The following is a 19,475-nucleotide window of genomic DNA, read 5'->3' on the forward strand; positions in this document are numbered from 1 at the left end:
ATTTACCTTAATGAAGTGCGTATTTACTTTTAAATTTCAAACAAGATTCAGCACATTTTTCCAACACCAAATACAAGACTGGCGTTGTATACAACGTCAATAATTGACCCAAAGCTAAACCACCCACAATGACAACACCTAGAGGCTGACGTAGCTCTGCCCCTTCTCCCCAGCTAAGTGCCAGTGGAATTGCACCCAGCAACGCTGCGGTATTAGTCATCAGAATTGGACGAAAACGAAGTGCTGCGGCAGACAAAATAGCCTGATATGCAGTCTTGCCTGCTCTTCTTTCCAATAAAGTAAAATCAATTAAAAGAATGGCATTTTTTACAACAATTCCAATCAATAAAAACATGCCCAAGAGTGCAATTAAGGTAAATTGGAAATTAAATAACCATAAGGTTAGCAAAGCCCCCAAAGCCACAGCGGGTACTGTCGATAAAATCGTCAATGGATGAACCAGACTTTCATAGGTAACCCCGAGAACAATATAAATAAGTAAGATCACCACACAGACAAGTAAAGGGGTCGATAAACCAGTCTGCAAACTTTCTGCCTCTACATCTTTATCTGTCATGATAAAAATTTCATTGGGTAACATGACTTCGGGTAAAACACTCCGAATAGCTACATCCGCTTGTTCATAGCTATAGCCTTGTTTAACCACATAACCAATCCCCATTGCGGCATATTGGTTGCGTCGATAAACCCGATCATTGGTGATGCCATAAGACCATGTGGCAAAATTACTCAAAGGCACTGCAATACCTTGTTGATTTGGAATACGTACATTTGCCAGCGCTTCAGGGTGTTCAGTAAAGTGTTTATCAACTTCCATCACCACATAAAACTGTTGGGTTTGATCATAAATAGTCGAAATTTGGCGCTGCGAAAATGAGTTATTGAGTACGCTTGAAATATTGTCTATATCCACCCCCAAACGACGTGCAGCTTCACGGTCAATGTCTAAAGTCACATGCTGAGCACCTTCATCGCCCATGGTTTCAACTTCTTCTAACTCTGGAAGTTTCTGCATTGCCTGAGCGACTTTAGGCACCCACTGACGTAATAACGCAACATTATCAGATTGCAGTAACAACAAATAATCTTGCCCACTTCCACTTGAAAATGGATCATCTAATTCTAGTTCCTGTTTGACTTGTGCAGAGAAAATCGCACCTGCCAACCATGGGGCATTTTTTTTAATTCTGTCTACAATTTCATGTGAAGATTTGCCATCTCGCTCTGCTTTAGGTTTTAAACTCACCATTAAAAATGAATTGGTGATTCCGCCAGCACCACCAGACGTACCAATCACATCTTTGACTGCGGGATCCTTTAATACATTTTCACTAAAGGTGGCGATTTTGGGTTGCATAATTTGAAAGGAGAAGCCATCATCCCCTCGAATAAAAGCTTCAACCCGTCCGGTATCTTGCTCAGGTAATACACGTTTGGGTAATGTTTGATACACATATACAGAGGCAGCAATTGCACCGCCCCATAGCAAAATGACCAAATAACCGTGTTTAATCATCCATTTTAGTGAATGCAAATAGAGCCGACTCAAACCTTGCATACAGCGATGGCTATAGCGATACAAAGCCTGATGTTGATAACGCTCCAATGGTTTTAAACAGCGTGCGGATAAACTTGGCGTAAGGACCAGAGAGACAAATACAGATAGAATAATGATAAAAATCAAGGTTAAAGAAAATTCTCTAAACAGTCTCTCGATTACACCACCCATAAATAGCACGGAAATAAAGATCACTACCAAAGCTAAATTCATTGCTAACAAGGTCAAACCGACTTCTTGAATACCCTTTAAGGCAGCTTGTACAGGTTGTTCACCCTGTTCTATATGGCGTTCAATATTTTCCAAAACCACAATTGCATCATCAACTACAAGTCCAATCGCAACAATGACTGCCATAATTGACAAGTTATTCAGTGAAAATCCCGCGAGATAAACCAAACTGCATGCGCCAATCAAAGTCACAATCAAGGCAATACTTGGAACAAGAGCACTTTGCATACGACCTAACATCAGAGCGACCACAATAATCACCAAAAGCATGGAAAATAATAAAGTATCTCTTGCCTCATTTAAGCCTGCCCGAATAATTTCCGATCCATCCATCACTGTGGTCAGTTGTGAATCTGCTGGAATTAATGTGCTTAACTCAGGTAGTTTTTCTTTGATCTTTTCGATTGTGGCAACGGTGTTTGCATTGGGCTGACGGCTGATTTTAATAATCACCGCTGGTTTGCCATTGTGGAAACCACTTACATATCGGTTTTCGACAGAATCCTGTACCTCAGCCACATCTTTTAAACGAACAACTGTCTGACCATTTTGATGCACGATCAAATTGGCAAAATCATCCGCTTTTTTTAAATGATTTGGAAGCTCAACTTGCCAACGTAACTGTTCAGTCTCAATTACCCCTAAGGCTTGTACTGTATTACTTTTTACAATCGCTTCACGAACTTGCTCCAAAGACACCCCTTGTGAAATCAAGGCATTTGGATTGAGTTGAATTCGCACAGCTGGCATAGATGCCCCGTCAATGACAACTTCACCAACCCCATTAATTTGCGCAAGATTTGGCTGGAGCTGATTGCTGGCAATTTCATAGAGTTTGCCCGCAGAAAGATGTTCCGAACTCAATGCCAAATAAAAAATTGGACTCTGGCTTGGATTGATCTTGAAATATTCAGGGGGGCTTGGCATTCCAGAAGGCAACTGTGACATCGCAACATTGATTGTAGCTTGGACCTCTCTGGCGGCTTCATTGATGTCAGTCTTTAAATCAAAATGCAAAACCACTTGGGTTGCGCTTTGATTACTTGAAGAATTAATCGCTTTTACCCCTGAAACGCCCATCATGGCACGCTCTAACGGCGTCGCCACAGTGGCAGACATGCTTTCAGGACTTGCACCAGGTAAACTTGCTCGCACCACAATCGTTGGAATATCTGCCTGTGGTAAAGCGGCTACAGGTAAGCGAAAATAGGCCAATATACCCAATAATACAATTGCGATCCCAAGTAAAATACTGGCAACAGGTCGATGAATAAAGGTCGAGAGAAAGGTCAAAACTCTCTCCTTGTCGTATCATGATCTGGGGGGAAATCATCTACAGTTAAATCTGAATTGGTGTGTTGTAATGAATATTGCAGACGATCAAAAAACAAATAAACTACTGGTGTGGTAAATAACGTGAGGACTTGACTTAAAATCAGACCACCCACCATGACGACCCCGAGAGGCTGACGTAATTCTGCGCCTGAACCTGACGCAAGCATCAATGGGATTGCCCCAACCAACGCCGCGAGTGTGGTCATTAAAATTGGGCGAAAACGCATCAATGCGGCTTGATAAATCGCTTGCTGTGGTGACAATCCTTCATGACGTTGTGCAGCCAAAGCAAAATCCACCATCATGATGCCATTTTTCTTGACCAGACCAATCAATAAAATGATCCCAATCAAGGCAATCATGTCCAATGGCCGATTGACCAAAAACAATGCCAACAAAGCACCAATTGCAGCAGAAGGCAAAGTAGAAAGAATAGTTATCGGATGAATAAAACTTTCGTACAGAATGCCTAACACAATGTACATGGTCACTATTGCTGCAATCACCAACCAGAAAGTATGTTGTTGTGAGTTCTCATAAGCAGCGGCTGCACCTTGTAGTTTCACCTTTACTTCTGTTGGTAGATTTAGACGCTGTTGTACGCGATCAATCGCTTTGATCGCATCCCCGAGCGCGACCCCTGATGCAAGATTAAAAGATACCCCACTGGCTGGAAATTGTGATTGCTGTTGCAGAATAATAGGCACGCGTTTTTGCACAATATTGGCAACAGAACTGAGTAATATCGGCTCTCCACTTTTATTATGAATATAGGTTTGCCCTAGAGCATCTATACCTTGAGTGAATGTTGGGTCAAGTTCCAAAACAATACGATATTGATTGGATTGCGTGTATAAAGTCGCAATCTGGCGCTGCGCAAATAAATTTTGTAAAGCTAAACTGATATCTTCAATGTTTAAACCTAAACGTGCTGCGGCATCTCGATTGACATCAATAAATGCCTGTAAGCATTGCCCACCGTCTTCACTGGTCACCTCTGCAAATTCAGGTTGTTGCCGTAAAGCATCAACAAATACAGGAGTCCATTGTGCTAAATCTGTCGTTTTAGCAGCGCTTATACTGAGTTGATATTGAGTTCGACTGATTTTATCTTCAATGCTCAGCTCTTGTACGGGTTGCATCCAACCTTGAATCCCTTTAACTTGAGCGAACTGTTCTCGTAGACGTGCCATGATCTGATCTACACGGTCTCTTTCAGCATGCGGCTTCAAATTAATTAAAATACGCCCATTACTTAGTTTTGGGTTATTGGTATCTATACCGATAAATGAAGACAAACTTTCCACAGCAGGATCTTTTAGGATCTGACCTGCAAGTGCTTGTTGACGCTCACTCATAGCGTGGAATGAAATATCATCGGGTGCTTGAGTGACCACTTGTATGACACCGCTGTCCTGTACAGGGAAAAAACCTTTTGGAATCATCCAATACAACAGCCCAGCTAAAATGACGGTACTCAACATCACCGAAAGTGTCAGCACTTGATGCCGAAAAACCCACTGTAAAGCTTTACCATAATACTGAATAACGCGATCTAGACTCCAGCGACTGTGTGAACTTGAATGTTTGGTACTTTTTAATAAATATGCACACATCATCGGGGTCAATGTGAGTGACACCACCAATGAAATTGCGATTGCAGCTGCTAAAGTGACAGCAAATTCGTGGAACAGTCTTCCAACAACATCGCCCATAAACAGTAATGGGATTAATACAGCAATTAGAGAAATCGTCAGGGAAATCAAAGTAAAAGCTATTTCCTTAGACCCTTTGAGTGCTGCTTGTAATAAACTTTCTCCTGCCTCACGATGTCGTGCAATATTTTCCAACATCACAATTGCGTCATCGACTACAAATCCTGTCGCAATGGTGAGCGCCATTAAGGTCAAATTGTTGACCGAGAAGCCTAAAAAATACATCACAACAAAGGTACCAACAATCGACAGTGGCACTGCAATACTTGGAATTACGGTTGCAGATAAATTTCTTAAAAAGAGAAAAGTGACCATCACCACCAAACATACGGCAAAAACCAATTCTTTTTGCACATCATCAATGGAACTACGAATACTCTCTGTTCGATCTGTTAACACCCGAATTTCGACATTTTCAGGCAGATTCTTTTGTAGTTCAGGCAATATCTGTTTAATCTGATCTGCAACTTGAATCACATTGGCATTTGGTTGACGCTGCACATTGACTAAGATTGCGGATTGACTATCTGCCCATGCAGCCATATAGCGGTCTTCACTACCTTCGATGACTTTTGCCACATCTTTCAGACGTATCGGAGCACCATTGTTCCAGCGTAAGATTAAATTTTCATAATCTGCAATCGAACGAATCTGATCATTGGCATCCAACATTGTGGTGCGATATGGACCATCAAAGCTTCCTTTGGGTTGATTCGCATTGGCAGAATTAATTGCGGAGCGTACATCCTCAGCACTCATTTTATAAGCAGCAAGTGCCATAGCATTCATTTGCACGCGTATTGCTGGACGTTGCCCCCCTGCAAGGCTCACCATCCCGACACCTGAAAGCTGAGAAAGCTTTTGTGCAACTCGGGTATCCACCATGTCGTAGACAGTGGTTAAAGGTAAAGTTTCTGAGCTGATGGCAAGGGTAATCACAGGAACATCAGCAGGATTTACTTTACGGTAAACCGGTGGTGCTGGTAGATCATTGGGTAATTTACTGCTGGCGGTACTGAGTGCTGACTGTACTTCTTGTTCAACGACACCAAGCTCTGCGCTCAGTTCAAACTGCAAGGTAATGACGGATGCCCCCACTGAACTACTGGAAGACATTTGTTTTAAACCCGCAATTTTGCCCATTTCTCGTTCGAGTGGTGCGGTGATTGTACGTTGTACTGTATCGGGATTGGCGCCAGGTTGAAAAGTATAGACTTGAATAATTGGATAATCGACCTGTGGCAAAGCAGAGACAGGTAACAATCGCCAAACCAAGAAGCCACTTAACAATAGTGCTAACATCAATAATGTGGTTGCGACTGGACGTAAAATAAAGAACCGTGAAATATTCATGATTTATCCAGCAGTTGGCTTGGCCGTAGAAATTGGCTGTTGATTCTCTACAACAATTTGAACTTCTTTGCCTTCCGAAAGACGATCAATTCCTTCAAGTACGACCTTTTCGCTACCCTTTAATCCGTCTAAAACTTCAATTTGACCATTCGAGGTCATGCCCAGTTTTAGCATCCGAATTTCGGCTTTGTTTTGCGGATTGATGATATAAACATAGCTGCCTTTTGCGCCATGTTGTACAGCATCATTAGGGATGCTGAGTGCATTTTGAATGGTTTGAGTATTTAAATGCACATTGACAAACTGATTTGGAAATAAAACATCATCATAATTATCAAAAATTGCTTTTATTTTTAAAGTCCCTGTACTGACATCAATCTGGTTATCTATTGCTTGTACATGGCCCAGCGCAAGTTGTTTTTGTTCTGTTTTATCCCAAGCACTTACCAGCACCTTGTCTCCCTTTTTTAAGGATTGACGCAGTTTTGCTAAGTAGTTTTCTGCCACGGCAAATTGCACAAAAATTGGATGAACTTGAGCAATACTAACTAAACCAGCACTTTCATTGGCTTGAATCAGGTTACCAGCATCTTTTTGTCTAAATCCAACCCGCCCATCAATAGGTGAATAAATTTTAGTATAAGACAACTGTAGTTTTGCGGCATCCACTTGCGCCTTGTTCGCTTGTATCTGTCCTTTGAGTTGATTGACCAGAGCGAGTTGTTGTTCTACTTGTTGTTTCGCAATTGAATCTTGTTTAAACAATAATTGATAACGTTTCAACTCTGTTTCAGCATTTTGCAATTGTGCTAAGTTCTGTTGTCGTGTTCCTTCTGCCTGTGCAAGCACGACTTGGAATGGTGCGGGATCAATTTGTGCAAGGAGCTGACCCTTTTTTACGGTTTGCCCTTCTTTAAAATAAATCTGCTGTAAAACCCCAGAAACCTGACTTTGTACATTCACAATATGTGTAGGAATGACTGTACCAATTGCTTTGATGTCAACCTGTAAATCTTGTCGTTGTACTGGCACAGTTCGCACGGGTACAGGTTTACTCCATTGGCTATATTCCTCTGCGGGTTTGGATGAGGTTTTTTTCCAATAGAAGCCTGCTAGTCCGAAAATAATCAGCAGCATAAATCCAATTAAATATTTAAATTTACGGCCAATAAAACTTTTTTTGAGGTTTACATTTACAGATGGTTTACTCATAAGAACTCTTATTCATACATTCGTAGAACGATTAAAATTTACAATTACGAACCAAATAAAGTGAAATCTCACATTTATTAATTATTCATCTCATTAATAATTAAGGTGAAAGAAGGTTCAAAACAACTCAATTATTCATGTTGCATTTTGTAAGTTTTATTATTGCATTTAATAATCATTATCACTATCATTATTTTCAACACTTTCCCCACCTTAGCATAACTGTGTGTTGTTCGCTTCTTAAACAGGCAAATCTAATGAATTTGAACGTACAAAAGCAACAGTGGTTTGATCATATTTATCAAGACCATCAAAATACTTTACTTCTGTGGTTCAAACATAAACTTCACAACCATCACCACTCTGAAGATCTAAGTCAGGAAGTTTTTTATCGTGCATTAAAAAGTAACTATAGTTTTGAAAATATTAAAGAACCCAAAGCATGGTTATTGGGGATTGCCAAACACGTGATTATTGATCATTGGCGCCATCAGCAAATTGAGCGCTTATATTTAGATGCACTAATACATACACCTCAGGATAGTCACCCATCTGTAGAACATACAATATGTATTCAGGAAAGTTTATACCAAGTTCATCAAACGCTAGAAATGCTCCCCGACCGGGTTGCACAGGTTTTTTTATTATCACAGATGGAAGATATGACTTACCGATCTATTGGCGAAAAACTTAATATTTCTGAAGCCACCGTTAAAAGAGATATTAAACAAGCTTTTCACGCCTGCTCTAGTATCTATAGTACAACATTTAATTAATCATCATTTTTACGTATAAAACAATTTAGTAAATTAAAATTAAATCTATAAATTCAATAAAGTATATTGCAATACTTACCCCAAACTTTTGAAATCCCTCTATTGATAAAACAAAGAGTTAAAAAATATTTGCTCTTTTAATACTCTCTATCTTATTCACTCCTGTTATCTACTGTTGTTGCAACTAAATACATATCCAGTATTTAAATAATAAAAAAATGAGCTTTTTTTAAGACAAAAACGACTAAGTACATGAATATTACTCATACGAGAATCTAATGAAGGAACATCAAACTAAAGATGCTTTAGCGATTGCAATTCGTACAGCACTCTGGGGCGGATCTATTTTTCTAGTAAATGGATCTGTATTCTCAGCAATAAGTACATCTGATGGTCAAGAACAAAATTCTACTCAGCTCCCTACCATCACTGTATCTGTCAATAATACAAATAGCCTGACAACTGAAGACTCAGGTTTATATACCGCAAAAGCCACCACAGCATCAACAGGCTTAGCACTCAGCCTAAAAGAAACACCTCAATTGGTCAGTGTAATCTCACGCCAGCAAATGGAGGATCAAAACTTAACACAATTAACAGATGTCGTAACGCAAGCTGCTGGATTAACAATCAATCAAGGTGGAAATATTGGCTCAGATAACTCACCAATTTATGCACGAGGTCAAACTGTAGACAACTATTTATTAGATGGTGTGAAATTACTGAATTCATATTCCAGCATTTTTCAAAGTCAAGATACTGCACTTTTTGACAGAATTGAGATTGTTCGGGGTGCTAATGGTTTGATGACTGGTGCTGGTTCAGCCAGTGCTAGTATTAATATGGTTCGAAAAAAACCATTACAAGACTTTAAAGCTTCTATAAGCTCTAGTGCTGGATCGTGGGATACCTATAGAACAGATATCGATGTTTCATCACCACTGAATCAGTCTGGGAATATCCGTGGTCGTGCCGTACTAGCTTATCAAGATGGCGACTCTTATATAGATCGTTATGCGGAAGAACGTAAAGTTGCATATGGCGTACTTGAAGCTGATTTAACAGATCGAACCAAAGCAAGTCTTGGAATTAGCTATCAAAAAATTGATATTTCAGGCATTGCTCGTGGAGGTTTACCTTCATATTATACGGATGGTTCACTGATTGAATGGTCACGCTCTGATTCAGCAGCTGCAGGTTGGACGTATTCAGACCGATCAACGACTGGTTATTTTGCAGATATTGAACATAAATTTAACGATAACTGGAAAATCAAAGGGACGTTATCTCGAACTGAGACGTCGTCTGACGAAGTGGTCGGTTATGCATATAATAGTTCAGGAATAGATAAACAAACTGGAAAAGGTGCTTTAATTTATGCGACACGCTGGGATTATGAACCAACACAAAACTTATTTAATTTAACGCTGAATGGTTCTTTTAATCTATTCAATCAAACCCATGAAGTTGTTTTAGGTACAACCTATACCAAAAGTGAAAATCAACGTCCTACCTACTCGGGTTGGAATAATGGAATGTCTTGGAATGGAAAATTAGACAATATTTTCACTTGGGATGGTCATACACCAAGTCGACCTGAAACGATAATTGACGGCTGGTATAGTGGAAATGATAGTAGTCGTTCTATATTTGGTGCAGTTCGTTTAAAGCCATCAGACAAGGCAGCGATTATTTTAGGTACGCGCGTTGAAGACTGGAAACGTGTTGCTGTAAATCATGATAATGCTAAAAATACAACAGATATCAAAACTCATAAAGAGACTGGTGAAGTCATCCCGTATGTAGGGCTTAGCTATGATTTAACTGACAATTGGACAACATATGCCAGTTATACCAATATTTTTTCTCCTCAGGATAAAAAGACAGTTAAGGGAGATTATTTAGACCCACTTGTCGGCAACAGTACAGAAGTAGGCATTAAAGGTGAATTTTTCGATAATCAATTGAATATAGGTGCTGCTGTTTATCAAACTAAAGAAGATAATTTTGCAGTCGCTGTCCCTGAACAAGCAGATAACTCTCACATAGCTCCTGATGGATCTCAAGCATATACAGCAGAATCGGGAACAAAGAGCCGCGGTCTTGAAGTAGAAGCCACAGGAAAACTCAATGAGTTATGGCAAGTTTCAGGAAGTTTTACTCGAAATTTGTCGAAAAACAGTCAAGGTAATAGTATAAACACCAACATTCCAAATAATACTGCTAAATTATTTACCACCTATACTCTGCCTTACTTTGATAAGGCTCTGACAATAGGTGGCGGTCTACGTTGGCAAAGTGATATTTATTCAGATATAACCCTCCCTGTAAAGACTCGTTTTACCCAGAACAGTTATACTTTAGTTGATTTAATGGCACGTTATAAAATCAATGAAAATTTATTGCTGAATCTGAATATCAACAACCTGTTTAATGAAAAATATCATTTAGCGACAACCAATAGCTATTATGGTGCACCGACTAATTTTAGAGTGGGCTTAAAATACGAGTGGTAATACTAAAACCTATTTATAATTGGCTAAATATTGATTTAAATTAAAATAAATTAATAGGTTTAATCAGAGAAAGTTATCGCTAAGGTGGCTTTCTCTACTGATAAAATTATCACTGCTTAAAATATACAAAATAAAATTCTCAATTAACTAGCAGTCAACATCATCTATTGCTCATCTATTGATTTTTAATCTACCTATATGGCAGTGAACACAAGAGTATCAGTTTAATGAGAATCGTAAATTTTCTAAGCTGCCTATATGGCAATGAACCAATGGCAAGCAAATGAAGGCATGACCTTGATTTTCTAAGCTGCCTATATGGCAGTGAACGGCTTTAAAAAACGATCTTTGAAGTCGGTTAATTTCTAAGCTGCCTATATGGCAGTGAACGCCCCAAGCAGCATATGTAGGTAATGCTTTCAATTTCTAAGCTGCCTATATGGCAGTGAACGGAAAGAGCATACAAAACAATGATCGAAGCACATTTCTAAGCTGCCTATATGGCAGTGAACATCTTACCAACACAGGAAGCGCTTAACTCTATTTTCTAAGCTGCCTATATGGCAGTGAACATGTGCAGTAGTAGTTATGCTGAAAAGATAATTTTCTAAGCTGCCTATATGGCAGTGAACGGCCCGATTGTTAAATCTCAATTCTCCCACTTTTTCTAAGCTGCCTATATGGCAGTGAACTTCTCCATTCTTTCAACCGATTTTAAGTACATTTTTCTAAGCTGCCTATATGGCAGTGAACTCAATGGAAAATACCAAGGGTACACACAACAATTTCTAAGCTGCCTATATGGCAGTGAACGCCCGACTGGCTATGTAAGTGGCTCATACAATTTTCTAAGCTGCCTATATGGCAGTGAACACTGCGGCTGAATTGAATCTAGCAGAAGTGAGTTTCTAAGCTGCCTATATGGCAGTGAACGGTGGGTTTTTTAATGCATGGAGATAAAGTATTTTCTAAGCTGCCTATATGGCAGTGAACTTGTTTTGAATTTGACCTGAATTAAGGTTATTTTTCTAAGCTGCCTATATGGCAGTGAACCGGGTTTGCTTGGCTTTTCTGATTTAGCAGCATTTCTAAGCTGCCTATATGGCAGTGAACACCGCATTTATCACCGATTTCAAAAGAACTTTTTTCTAAGCTGCCTATATGGCAGTGAACTGGAAATTAATTCTTGATAATGGCGTTCTTGATTTCTAAGCTGCCTATATGGCAGTGAACAACTAATACTTTGTGACTGCATTTTATATGCTTTTCTAAGCTGCCTATATGGCAGTGAACAGCATCCCATTCGAGCATTTCCAACCTGAGCTTTTCTAAGCTGCCTATATGGCAGTGAACGGAGCCATCTTTTGAATCTTATTCTTTACATTTTTCTAAGCTGCCTATATGGCAGTGAACTAAATACTCACTTGCTGTTATGCCCTTACATTTTTCTAAGCTGCCTATATGGCAGTGAACACTTGGATTGTTGCGTTTGGAATGATCTTTGCTTTCTAAGCTGCCTATATGGCAGTGAACTTACAGGTCGTGGATGTTCAATGGCTTCTGTATTTCTAAGCTGCCTATATGGCAGTGAACCTTTCTTGCTGTGATGTAAAAGGACATGAATTTTTCTAAGCTGCCTATATGGCAGTGAACCTTTTCAATTTCAGAACAGATCCCGATCGCATTTTCTAAGCTGCCTATATGGCAGTGAACCTGTACTTGATTACATGGCCAATCTTGCTTCTTTTCTAAGCTGCCTATATGGCAGTGAACGGTCGTTTTCAGCTTATGGGCGAAAATTGGAATTTCTAAGCTGCCTATATGGCAGTGAACAATAATTTTAAATCAAAAAACACTCTGATAACAGCAAGTTAATTATAAAAATCATAAAATACCAAAGTTTTTTACAATATATATAACCACTTGATTTTATTGAACTATAAGAGTGTAAAAAAAAATTAGGGTAAATTTTTGATATGAATAAAAAACATAGCAAAAAAACCATCCGCAGATGGTTTTTTAACACATGATCTATTATTGAAGTGAAGTCTGTCTTCACTTCAATATAATTGATTAAAATTTAAAGGTTGCACCTACAAATACTTTTTGACGTTCAACGAAGTATGCATCTCTACCATTTGACAACTTTTTATCAAGTAAATTAGTAAAACCGCCACGTACAATAAGCTTATCATTGACTTGATAATTACTTGCTAGATTTACGATCGTATGTGGTTTTTGCATCGTAGGGGTAGCGCCTTTATCGGTCAAATATTGTTTACCCAAATATTGTGCGGACAACTCTAAATTGAGTGGATCTGTTGGCTGCCAATTTAATGCGGAATTCACTGTTAATTTTGAAGTAGTCAGTAAAGTTGCACCAGTATCTTCATTTTTTGCTTTTAAGAAATAGGTAGCATTATTATTCCATTTTAGATTATCTAAAACTGGGAAATTTACAACCATTTCGATACCACGTGTTACCGCTTTTTGAATATTTTCATTACGGGTAAACCAAATACCACCTTCGTGACCTAATGGTGAATAAGCGATTTTATTTTTAAAATCTGTATGGAAAAGTGTCAAACCTAAGTCCGCACCAGAACCAGTATAATTCACACCAATTTCATAGTTTGTGCTTTCTTCAGGTTTTAAGTTGGGATTACCTGTCATATAGCAACCACCGCCTGTATAGGTATCTGGTTTTTGCTTACTGTCATACCAAGTTTTACCTTTTAAACCATTACAGCCATTCCCGCCAGACTGAGTAGCTCCACCAGGAGATGATTCTTTCACTGTTGGTGCTCTAAAGCCTTTTGCGACCCCACCTTTAATTACCAGATCATCTGTTAGACTATAAACTAAATAACCTCGTGGACTATGATGTGCACCGTATTTATCATCATGATCTAAACGATTCCCTACGGTTAATGTCAAATTATCCAACAATGAAATATTGTCTTCAAAAAATAATGCCCAATTCTTATTATTCACTGTAGGATCGGTATAACTTTTCCCATCCCAACTCCCTCCTGGTAGAGTGCCAATCGTGTCAGTATTGGTTAATTCTTGTTTTTTCCATTGACCGCCAACAGTTAAGACTTGCTTAAACATTGCCTCAAATGGCATGGTTAAACTACCTTCAACAATCATTTCATTTGATTTAGTTTTAGAACCAAGCACACTTGAATCATAGTCATTGTAATATGCACTTAATTTAGATTTACCAATTGCCCACTCGCCATCATGCGATATGCTATATGAGTTATGTTCTAATTTATTTGCGCCCCAACTGGTCTCCTGCTCAGCACCTGTTGTGGCGTTAATTTGAGAACCCTTTTCATTCTTTTGAATACTATGCCCCGCTTCAAAACTGAGTGAGTGTTTATCTGTTGGCTGATAATGCAACATCGCATTGTAGTTTTGATCTTGAGAACCTGTGGTCCCATTTCCTGCTTTATATTTTTTATCTGCCTCTCGCTCAGTCATCCCTGCTGTCAAGCGCAGACCTAAGGTATCCGTTAATGGGCCAGCAGCCATGATGCCTGTTTGTAAAGATGTACCTAAATCAGAAGAGGTCGTTGGCTGAGTATAATTTAACGTAACATTACCACCCCAAACACTAGGAATTTTCTTGGTAATAATATTAATTACTCCCCCCATTGCATCTGAACCATACAAAGAAGACATTGGACCGCGGACAACTTCAATTCTTTCAATCATATCAGGAGTAATCCAATTTAAATCCTGTCGACCTAAATCTGGACGATAATTTGTATCTCTTGAAGACCCGATGCGTTTGCCATCAACTAAAATCAGCGTGTAATTATCTGGTAAACCACGTAATTTAATCTTAGAACCTTCGCCTGAGGGACTAATTCCACCCGTTACCCCCGGGACTTTACTTAATAATTCTCCAAGACTCCCCACTGGTTGTTTTTCGATATCTTCGCTTGTAATAACACTAATACTTGCTGGTGCTTCTTTAACATCTACAGCTTGACTACTCGCAGTCACCACAATTGTTTTTAATTTTGTCGCATCTTCAGAAGTATCTTTTGCATATGCGGAAATTGACATTGCGGTGAGTATTGAAATTGACAGTGTCTGGAATCTTAATTGTTTATTCATGTTAATACGCAACTTAAATACGGAGGAATTGTGAAAGAATTGTTGCGTATTGTATTTGAGCAAAACTTCAAATGCAATTACTAATAATAATAATTATCATTTATATATTTTTAACTTGAGGTAAATTTATGCAAATACTCTTAATCTAAAATACATGAAAAGTATTTTTTTAAAGACCAAATTCAAGAAGTAGTTTTGTAAAATTGAATTCAAAAATTTCTTTTTAAATGTCCTTTTTATAGCTTTCTTTTTCTACAAAAAAGAAAGCTTACAAGCCATAAAATGCTTGTAAGCTCTCTTTTACTTATTTACTGAATATCATCAAGCTCAAATTGGTCAGATTTAAAGAATCAAATACATTAAAAATTTATAAATATCAGAATCTTCAATAATTAGTGCAACGTTTTTGATCAATTTTACTCAATTTCTTCTAATTCAATATTAATAAGACACACTTTTCCCCAAAAAAGCATAGTCCTATTTATTGATAAAATAGATAAACTAAAATTCTTACTTTTTGGGTAAATTAGGTTTCGTTGCGTAATCTACACCATGCTTTTCTAAATACTCACGAATTAGTTGGCGAACCACTTGTGAAGGCTTTAGATCTTGACGATTGCACAATTCTTCAAAAGCTTCCTTTTTGTTCGGGTCTATCAAAATAGTTAATCTTGCTGTTTTATTTTCCATATCCCCAATCTCTTAATTTATTTAGAAATAGAATTCTAATAACATTTATGAGATTTTCAATGATATTTTTTTTATTTTATAGTATTCATATTTATAACTTTACATTCATAGACTTAAGTCGACTATTTCACTCAAGTTTCAACGTCTTTAGATAACCTATATTCGGGCTGTATTTATATGTTAAATATATTTTCTAATTTCTTAGTATTGATGACTTAAAATGGCTATTACATCGTATCAAATATAATAGCCAATCAATGTTTTAAGAAAAATCTAACTCTTTTTCAAAAATACGAAGCTCATGTCTTGCCATCGCTAAGTTCGATTTTTGGCGATCTAATACCAGATATAAAAATAAATCGCTATTCTTTTCAAGTGGTCGTAATAAATGGTATTGCTTCCCAAGTGTGATCAAAACATCATCAATCGTATCTTGCAAATTTAATGCTTTTGCTGTTTTAATTTTTGCTCTCAAAACTTCCGTATTTCCCGCAGCAGCAAGTTCTAAATCGATCCCCGTTCCTTGAGCGGCAAGTGATAATCCACTGGTATAGTCTACAAGTGCTGCTGCTGTGAATCCATCAATTTCCGCTAATGGATTTAAGTCAATTTTAGCCATTATTTTTAACCCCTTTATTTAATATAAGATGATTTATATAGATTTATAACGCTCTATAACAACATAAAAATATCATAAAATGATAATAAAATATTATATTATTATAATAATATGTAATTTTTTTACTGTTTTTCAGCACCTTTACATACAAAAAACCCTCTTATGAGGGTTTTATCAAATTTTTAAATTTCGTTAGCTTAGCGCTTTACCAACGCTTACACTCTATTTCAGATCACAATATTCCACTTGATCGAATCATATCTAAACCTTTAGCTAAGTTTATAATTTTATCTGCTCTCTTTTGATTGACAAATAGTAGAAGAGAAATCTGAAAAAGACTTCAATTCAAAAATTTACTTTGGATCTTTAACATTCACTCAACGCCGCCATATCATTGTGAAAATAAAATAGCCAGAAGCGCTATTGTTTAAAACCACAAAATTAGTCGTCACTCTGCTTGAATGATATTTTCATTTGTTTAAAAACCAAGCCAGATGCTATAAAACCGAGGCATCCAATAACGATAAACTCAACAATAGCTTCGATTAAACCTAGAACAAAAAAAACTATGGATAAGACTACCGATACAGTAAAAACGATCTTCCCAAACATTAGAATTAAGCCACTTTAAAGATCAATGTAAATTTAACTATAAAATCATAGTATATAAGTTTTATGAAATTAAAAAAGTAACGATAAATTTCTGTGTAATCTTGACTGTACTTAGCTCAACGGCTGTCTATGTTCTCGAATTGTAGTCTTGCTTTAATCCCCGTAATTTTTAGATAAAAGGTCCTGTTTTTTAAAAGAAATCTGAACAAATTATCAACTAATTAAATTTAACTATCCATCAACTATTTTTAAATTAAGTTATGAATTTGGCAGATCTACTCTTTTGGAGATGGAATCCCTAAGTTTATATCGATCAACTGCGATACAAATATTATGCGCAAGCTGAAGATACGCCAAAGTTAGAATACGATATCGGCAATAACTGCAGAATCAAGATAAAAACTCTTTTGTATTTTTAAGAATTTAAATGCACTTTTCATGTAGTACCACATTAATGATCAGGAAATTATTGATCTTGTCATGATAAAATCATTTTTTAAAAAGTAATTCAAAAATCGTTTGGAAGAATTTTTCATGAAACTTATAGTAATTTTATCTACTTTTATGGTTTTACTTTCTGGTTGTGCTGCAATGAGTGTTGAACAATGTAAAACTGCGAATTGGTTTAACGTTGGTGAAAAAGATGGCGCTGCTGGAAATAAATCCCATATAGATAAATACTATTCTTCTTGTAAAAAAGCCAATATTATTCCTAGTCAAAATCTTTATGAAATGGGTTATCTAAAAGGTTTAGGGGCTTACTGCCAACCTGAAAATATCTTTTACGAAGCTTTAGAGGGGCGCGGTAATTTTCGAGTTTGCCCGGCAGAGAAACGCGAATCCTTACGTCATTATTTTCAAGTCGCCAGTAACTTTTACTATGCGAATACAGAATTTAATACTTCACAGAATAATATAGATTACTATCTTGGAAAATTAGACAGTAAAGACCTGTCTAACAAAGATCGTGATGACTATAAAAAGAAATTATCTGACCTCCGAAGCAATAGCAGTCAAGTACGCTCACGTTACCAAGATGCGCTTCGGAATCTAGAACGTTTTAAAGCAGAACATCATCTCTATTAGATTTAAACAAAATCACAGACATATACTCACTGATGATTGCAAACGCCGCTTGGAATAAATCATTCAAATAAAAAAGCCCCACATCACTGTGAGGCTTTCCCCTTAATTTTTGCGCTGATTAAGGATTATTGTATGTTTATCCACTATAATGAATTAACAATCACAGTTTTACTAAATAACGTGAAATGTGTCAATTTAAAACATAAAATAAGCATGTTTTACAGCTATTCACCGTCATTCATTGATACAGACTTGTTTTCTTAATGGACTGTCTTCAGGAAGATCGCCATTAGACGAACCAATACCATGCGTAATACCATTTTCATCATAAAATGACAAATATGTATAGGTTTTATTTTCATCACAGTCTAGATAAGTGATCATTTTCATATATTTAAAAGAATTACCCTGCCTATCCTTAGCAATTCTCAACATAACTGCTTTATATTTAAATTGGTCCAATTCTGGCTCTCTTTTTACAAGAAAAAGGGATTTTTTAATTTTAGATGTATGCTTATCATCTAGCTCTTTTTTAAACTTTTTAATATCTAATTTTTCTTCAAGAAAAGTTGGTTTTATTGGATCAGCAAAGCTAAACTTCGAATTCAATATAAGAAAAGCCAAGAGAAATTTTTTCATCATTGATTTAAATGTCATATGCAAAGAAGTTTAATCTCATAAATTAAAGCCCCAACTTTAGATGGGTGCACTCGCTCAGTAATTTTAAAGATTTATATCAATATCGATGTTATTGGCAATGTCAGAAACAATATCTTTACTCGTATTCACAATCAACTGACCTGCTTCCACAATCAGATCAACAGCATCCAATGGATTGATCGAATTCACGATATCATTCATTACGCTAGAATCTTTTTGCTCTTGTTGAGATTGCTGTTCTAAATTTTCATTTTCTAGATTACTCACTTTCTTCTCTCATAAAAATCATAAATCCTATCGGGTTATCTCATAGATTTCCAGCACGTGATTCAATACAGGTGAAATATGCCCAACTCACTCATAACACCAATCGCTAGCATTTATTAACTGTCTTTATCAAAGATATGTTAAGTTGAAGTTTGATCTTGTATATTTACTTTTGACTAGTATTTAAGCGATATAATAAAACTAAGCTAACTATTTAAATAATTTTCTAATTAAGCCTATCCTGTTTAAAAATCAAATCCTATCAAAAAATAAAATATAAATCGTCAAAATGTTGAAATAAAATTATTCTTATTTTTGGAAGTATAAAAACTCGCAGTTATTTAATTCCAAAAAACAGAAAATATTTTTTCTTCGCCTGTATTTCTAATCTTAACTTTATACCCTGCTTTCTTAAATTCCTCACCCAAATTAATTATTTCATGATGAGTGAAATCTTTAGTGATATATTCACTTATAAACAGCTCTCCTTGATCCGCTTTTAACCGAATTTGGGTCTTCAAAAAACTTTTAAGCTGATCAATTGAAAAATACAGCATGTGATTTGAATCTATTTTATTGTCACTCATTTTAGGTTTTGGCATTAAAAAAACTCATATTAAAGAATGTCAAAAATATTATGATCAACTTAACTTTGAATTGAGTATAAATATTGAAATATCATGTATTCGGTTG

12 protein-coding genes and 1 CRISPR repeat array are annotated in these 19,475 nt (G+C 36.8%); of the genes, 3 read left to right on the forward strand and 9 right to left on the reverse strand.

Annotated features, from left to right (window positions below):
• Positions 1–7: 7 nt before the first annotated feature.
• Genes AC2G3J_RS11645 through AC2G3J_RS11655 form a run of 3 tightly spaced genes read right to left on the reverse strand, consistent with a single transcriptional unit; the run spans position 8 to position 7,425 of the window.
• Positions 8–3,103 (reverse strand): efflux RND transporter permease subunit, encoded by a 3,096-nt coding sequence (locus tag AC2G3J_RS11645; RefSeq protein ID WP_483770005.1) that lies wholly within the window; start codon positions 3,101–3,103, stop codon positions 8–10.
• On the reverse strand, positions 3,100–6,213 hold the full coding sequence (locus AC2G3J_RS11650; RefSeq protein ID WP_483770006.1) for a multidrug efflux RND transporter permease subunit: 3,114 nt from the start codon (positions 6,211–6,213) through the stop codon (positions 3,100–3,102). The genes AC2G3J_RS11645 and AC2G3J_RS11650 overlap by 4 nt, the downstream gene beginning before the upstream one ends.
• Positions 6,214–6,216: 3 nt before the next feature.
• On the reverse strand, positions 6,217–7,425 hold the full coding sequence (locus AC2G3J_RS11655; protein WP_483770007.1) for an efflux RND transporter periplasmic adaptor subunit: 1,209 nt from the start codon (positions 7,423–7,425) through the stop codon (positions 6,217–6,219).
• A gap of 257 nt (positions 7,426–7,682) precedes the next feature.
• Here AC2G3J_RS11655 and AC2G3J_RS11660 point away from each other — a divergent pair, with 257 nt between their 5' ends.
• A complete protein-coding gene (locus AC2G3J_RS11660) occupies positions 7,683–8,201 on the forward strand; it encodes an RNA polymerase sigma factor (RefSeq protein ID WP_419820533.1) in 519 nt (172 codons plus the stop codon).
• A gap of 278 nt (positions 8,202–8,479) precedes the next feature.
• Positions 8,480–10,717, forward strand: a complete 2,238-nt coding sequence (locus AC2G3J_RS11665; protein ID WP_419820534.1) for a TonB-dependent siderophore receptor — start codon at positions 8,480–8,482, stop codon at positions 10,715–10,717.
• 182 nt (positions 10,718–10,899) lie between these two features.
• Positions 10,900–12,550: direct repeats of the CRISPR family, unit length 28 nt; unit sequence TTTCTAAGCTGCCTATATGGCAGTGAAC.
• Between the two features lie 240 nt (positions 12,551–12,790).
• On the opposite strand, the gene AC2G3J_RS11670 is transcribed toward AC2G3J_RS11665, so the two are convergent.
• The 3 genes from AC2G3J_RS11670 to AC2G3J_RS11680 form a co-directional block, all read right to left on the reverse strand.
• On the reverse strand, positions 12,791–14,848 hold the full coding sequence (locus AC2G3J_RS11670; protein WP_419820535.1) for a TonB-dependent receptor domain-containing protein: 2,058 nt from the start codon (positions 14,846–14,848) through the stop codon (positions 12,791–12,793).
• A 510-nt stretch (positions 14,849–15,358) separates the two neighbouring features.
• Positions 15,359–15,538: a ribbon-helix-helix protein gene (locus AC2G3J_RS11675; protein WP_336953158.1), complete on the reverse strand. Its 180-nt coding sequence runs from the start codon at positions 15,536–15,538 to the stop codon at positions 15,359–15,361.
• A 262-nt stretch (positions 15,539–15,800) separates the two neighbouring features.
• On the reverse strand, positions 15,801–16,157 hold the full coding sequence (locus AC2G3J_RS11680; protein ID WP_336953159.1) for a roadblock/LC7 domain-containing protein: 357 nt from the start codon (positions 16,155–16,157) through the stop codon (positions 15,801–15,803).
• A gap of 1,146 nt (positions 16,158–17,303) precedes the next feature.
• Here AC2G3J_RS11680 and AC2G3J_RS11685 point away from each other — a divergent pair.
• Entirely contained in the window at positions 17,304–17,855 is a 552-nt protein-coding gene (locus tag AC2G3J_RS11685; RefSeq protein ID WP_336953161.1) for a DUF2799 domain-containing protein, read from the forward strand.
• A gap of 234 nt (positions 17,856–18,089) precedes the next feature.
• On the opposite strand, the gene AC2G3J_RS11690 is transcribed toward AC2G3J_RS11685, so the two are convergent.
• From AC2G3J_RS11690 to AC2G3J_RS11700, 3 genes are all read right to left on the reverse strand, one after another.
• Complete coding sequence (locus AC2G3J_RS11690; RefSeq protein ID WP_483770008.1) at positions 18,090–18,497, reverse strand: hypothetical protein; 408 nt, start codon at positions 18,495–18,497, stop codon at positions 18,090–18,092.
• A gap of 81 nt (positions 18,498–18,578) precedes the next feature.
• Positions 18,579–18,782 (reverse strand): hypothetical protein, encoded by a 204-nt coding sequence (locus tag AC2G3J_RS11695; protein WP_483770009.1) that lies wholly within the window; start codon positions 18,780–18,782, stop codon positions 18,579–18,581.
• Between the two features lie 341 nt (positions 18,783–19,123).
• Entirely contained in the window at positions 19,124–19,384 is a 261-nt protein-coding gene (locus AC2G3J_RS11700; protein ID WP_336953166.1) for a hypothetical protein, read from the reverse strand.
• Positions 19,385–19,475: the final 91 nt, after the last annotated feature.

It is taken from the genome of Acinetobacter legionensis, assembly GCF_057165765.1.

Bases quoted from the DNA above. Each gene is read 5' to 3' on its own strand.
- AC2G3J_RS11670 (WP_419820535.1), bottom strand. From the start codon at position 14,848: ATGAATAAACAATTAAGATTCCAGACACTGTCAATTTCAATACTCACC.
- AC2G3J_RS11700 (WP_336953166.1), bottom strand. From the start codon at position 19,384: ATGCCAAAACCTAAAATGAGTGACAATAAAATAGATTCAAATCACATG.
- AC2G3J_RS11680 (WP_336953159.1), bottom strand. From the start codon at position 16,157: ATGGCTAAAATTGACTTAAATCCATTAGCGGAAATTGATGGATTCACA.
- AC2G3J_RS11665 (WP_419820534.1), top strand. From the start codon at position 8,480: ATGAAGGAACATCAAACTAAAGATGCTTTAGCGATTGCAATTCGTACA.
- AC2G3J_RS11690 (WP_483770008.1), bottom strand. From the start codon at position 18,497: ATGATGAAAAAATTTCTCTTGGCTTTTCTTATATTGAATTCGAAGTTT.
- AC2G3J_RS11660 (WP_419820533.1), top strand. From the start codon at position 7,683: ATGAATTTGAACGTACAAAAGCAACAGTGGTTTGATCATATTTATCAA.
- AC2G3J_RS11650 (WP_483770006.1), bottom strand. From the start codon at position 6,213: ATGAATATTTCACGGTTCTTTATTTTACGTCCAGTCGCAACCACATTA.
- AC2G3J_RS11675 (WP_336953158.1), bottom strand. From the start codon at position 15,538: ATGGAAAATAAAACAGCAAGATTAACTATTTTGATAGACCCGAACAAA.
- AC2G3J_RS11685 (WP_336953161.1), top strand. From the start codon at position 17,304: ATGAAACTTATAGTAATTTTATCTACTTTTATGGTTTTACTTTCTGGT.
- AC2G3J_RS11655 (WP_483770007.1), bottom strand. From the start codon at position 7,425: ATGAGTAAACCATCTGTAAATGTAAACCTCAAAAAAAGTTTTATTGGC.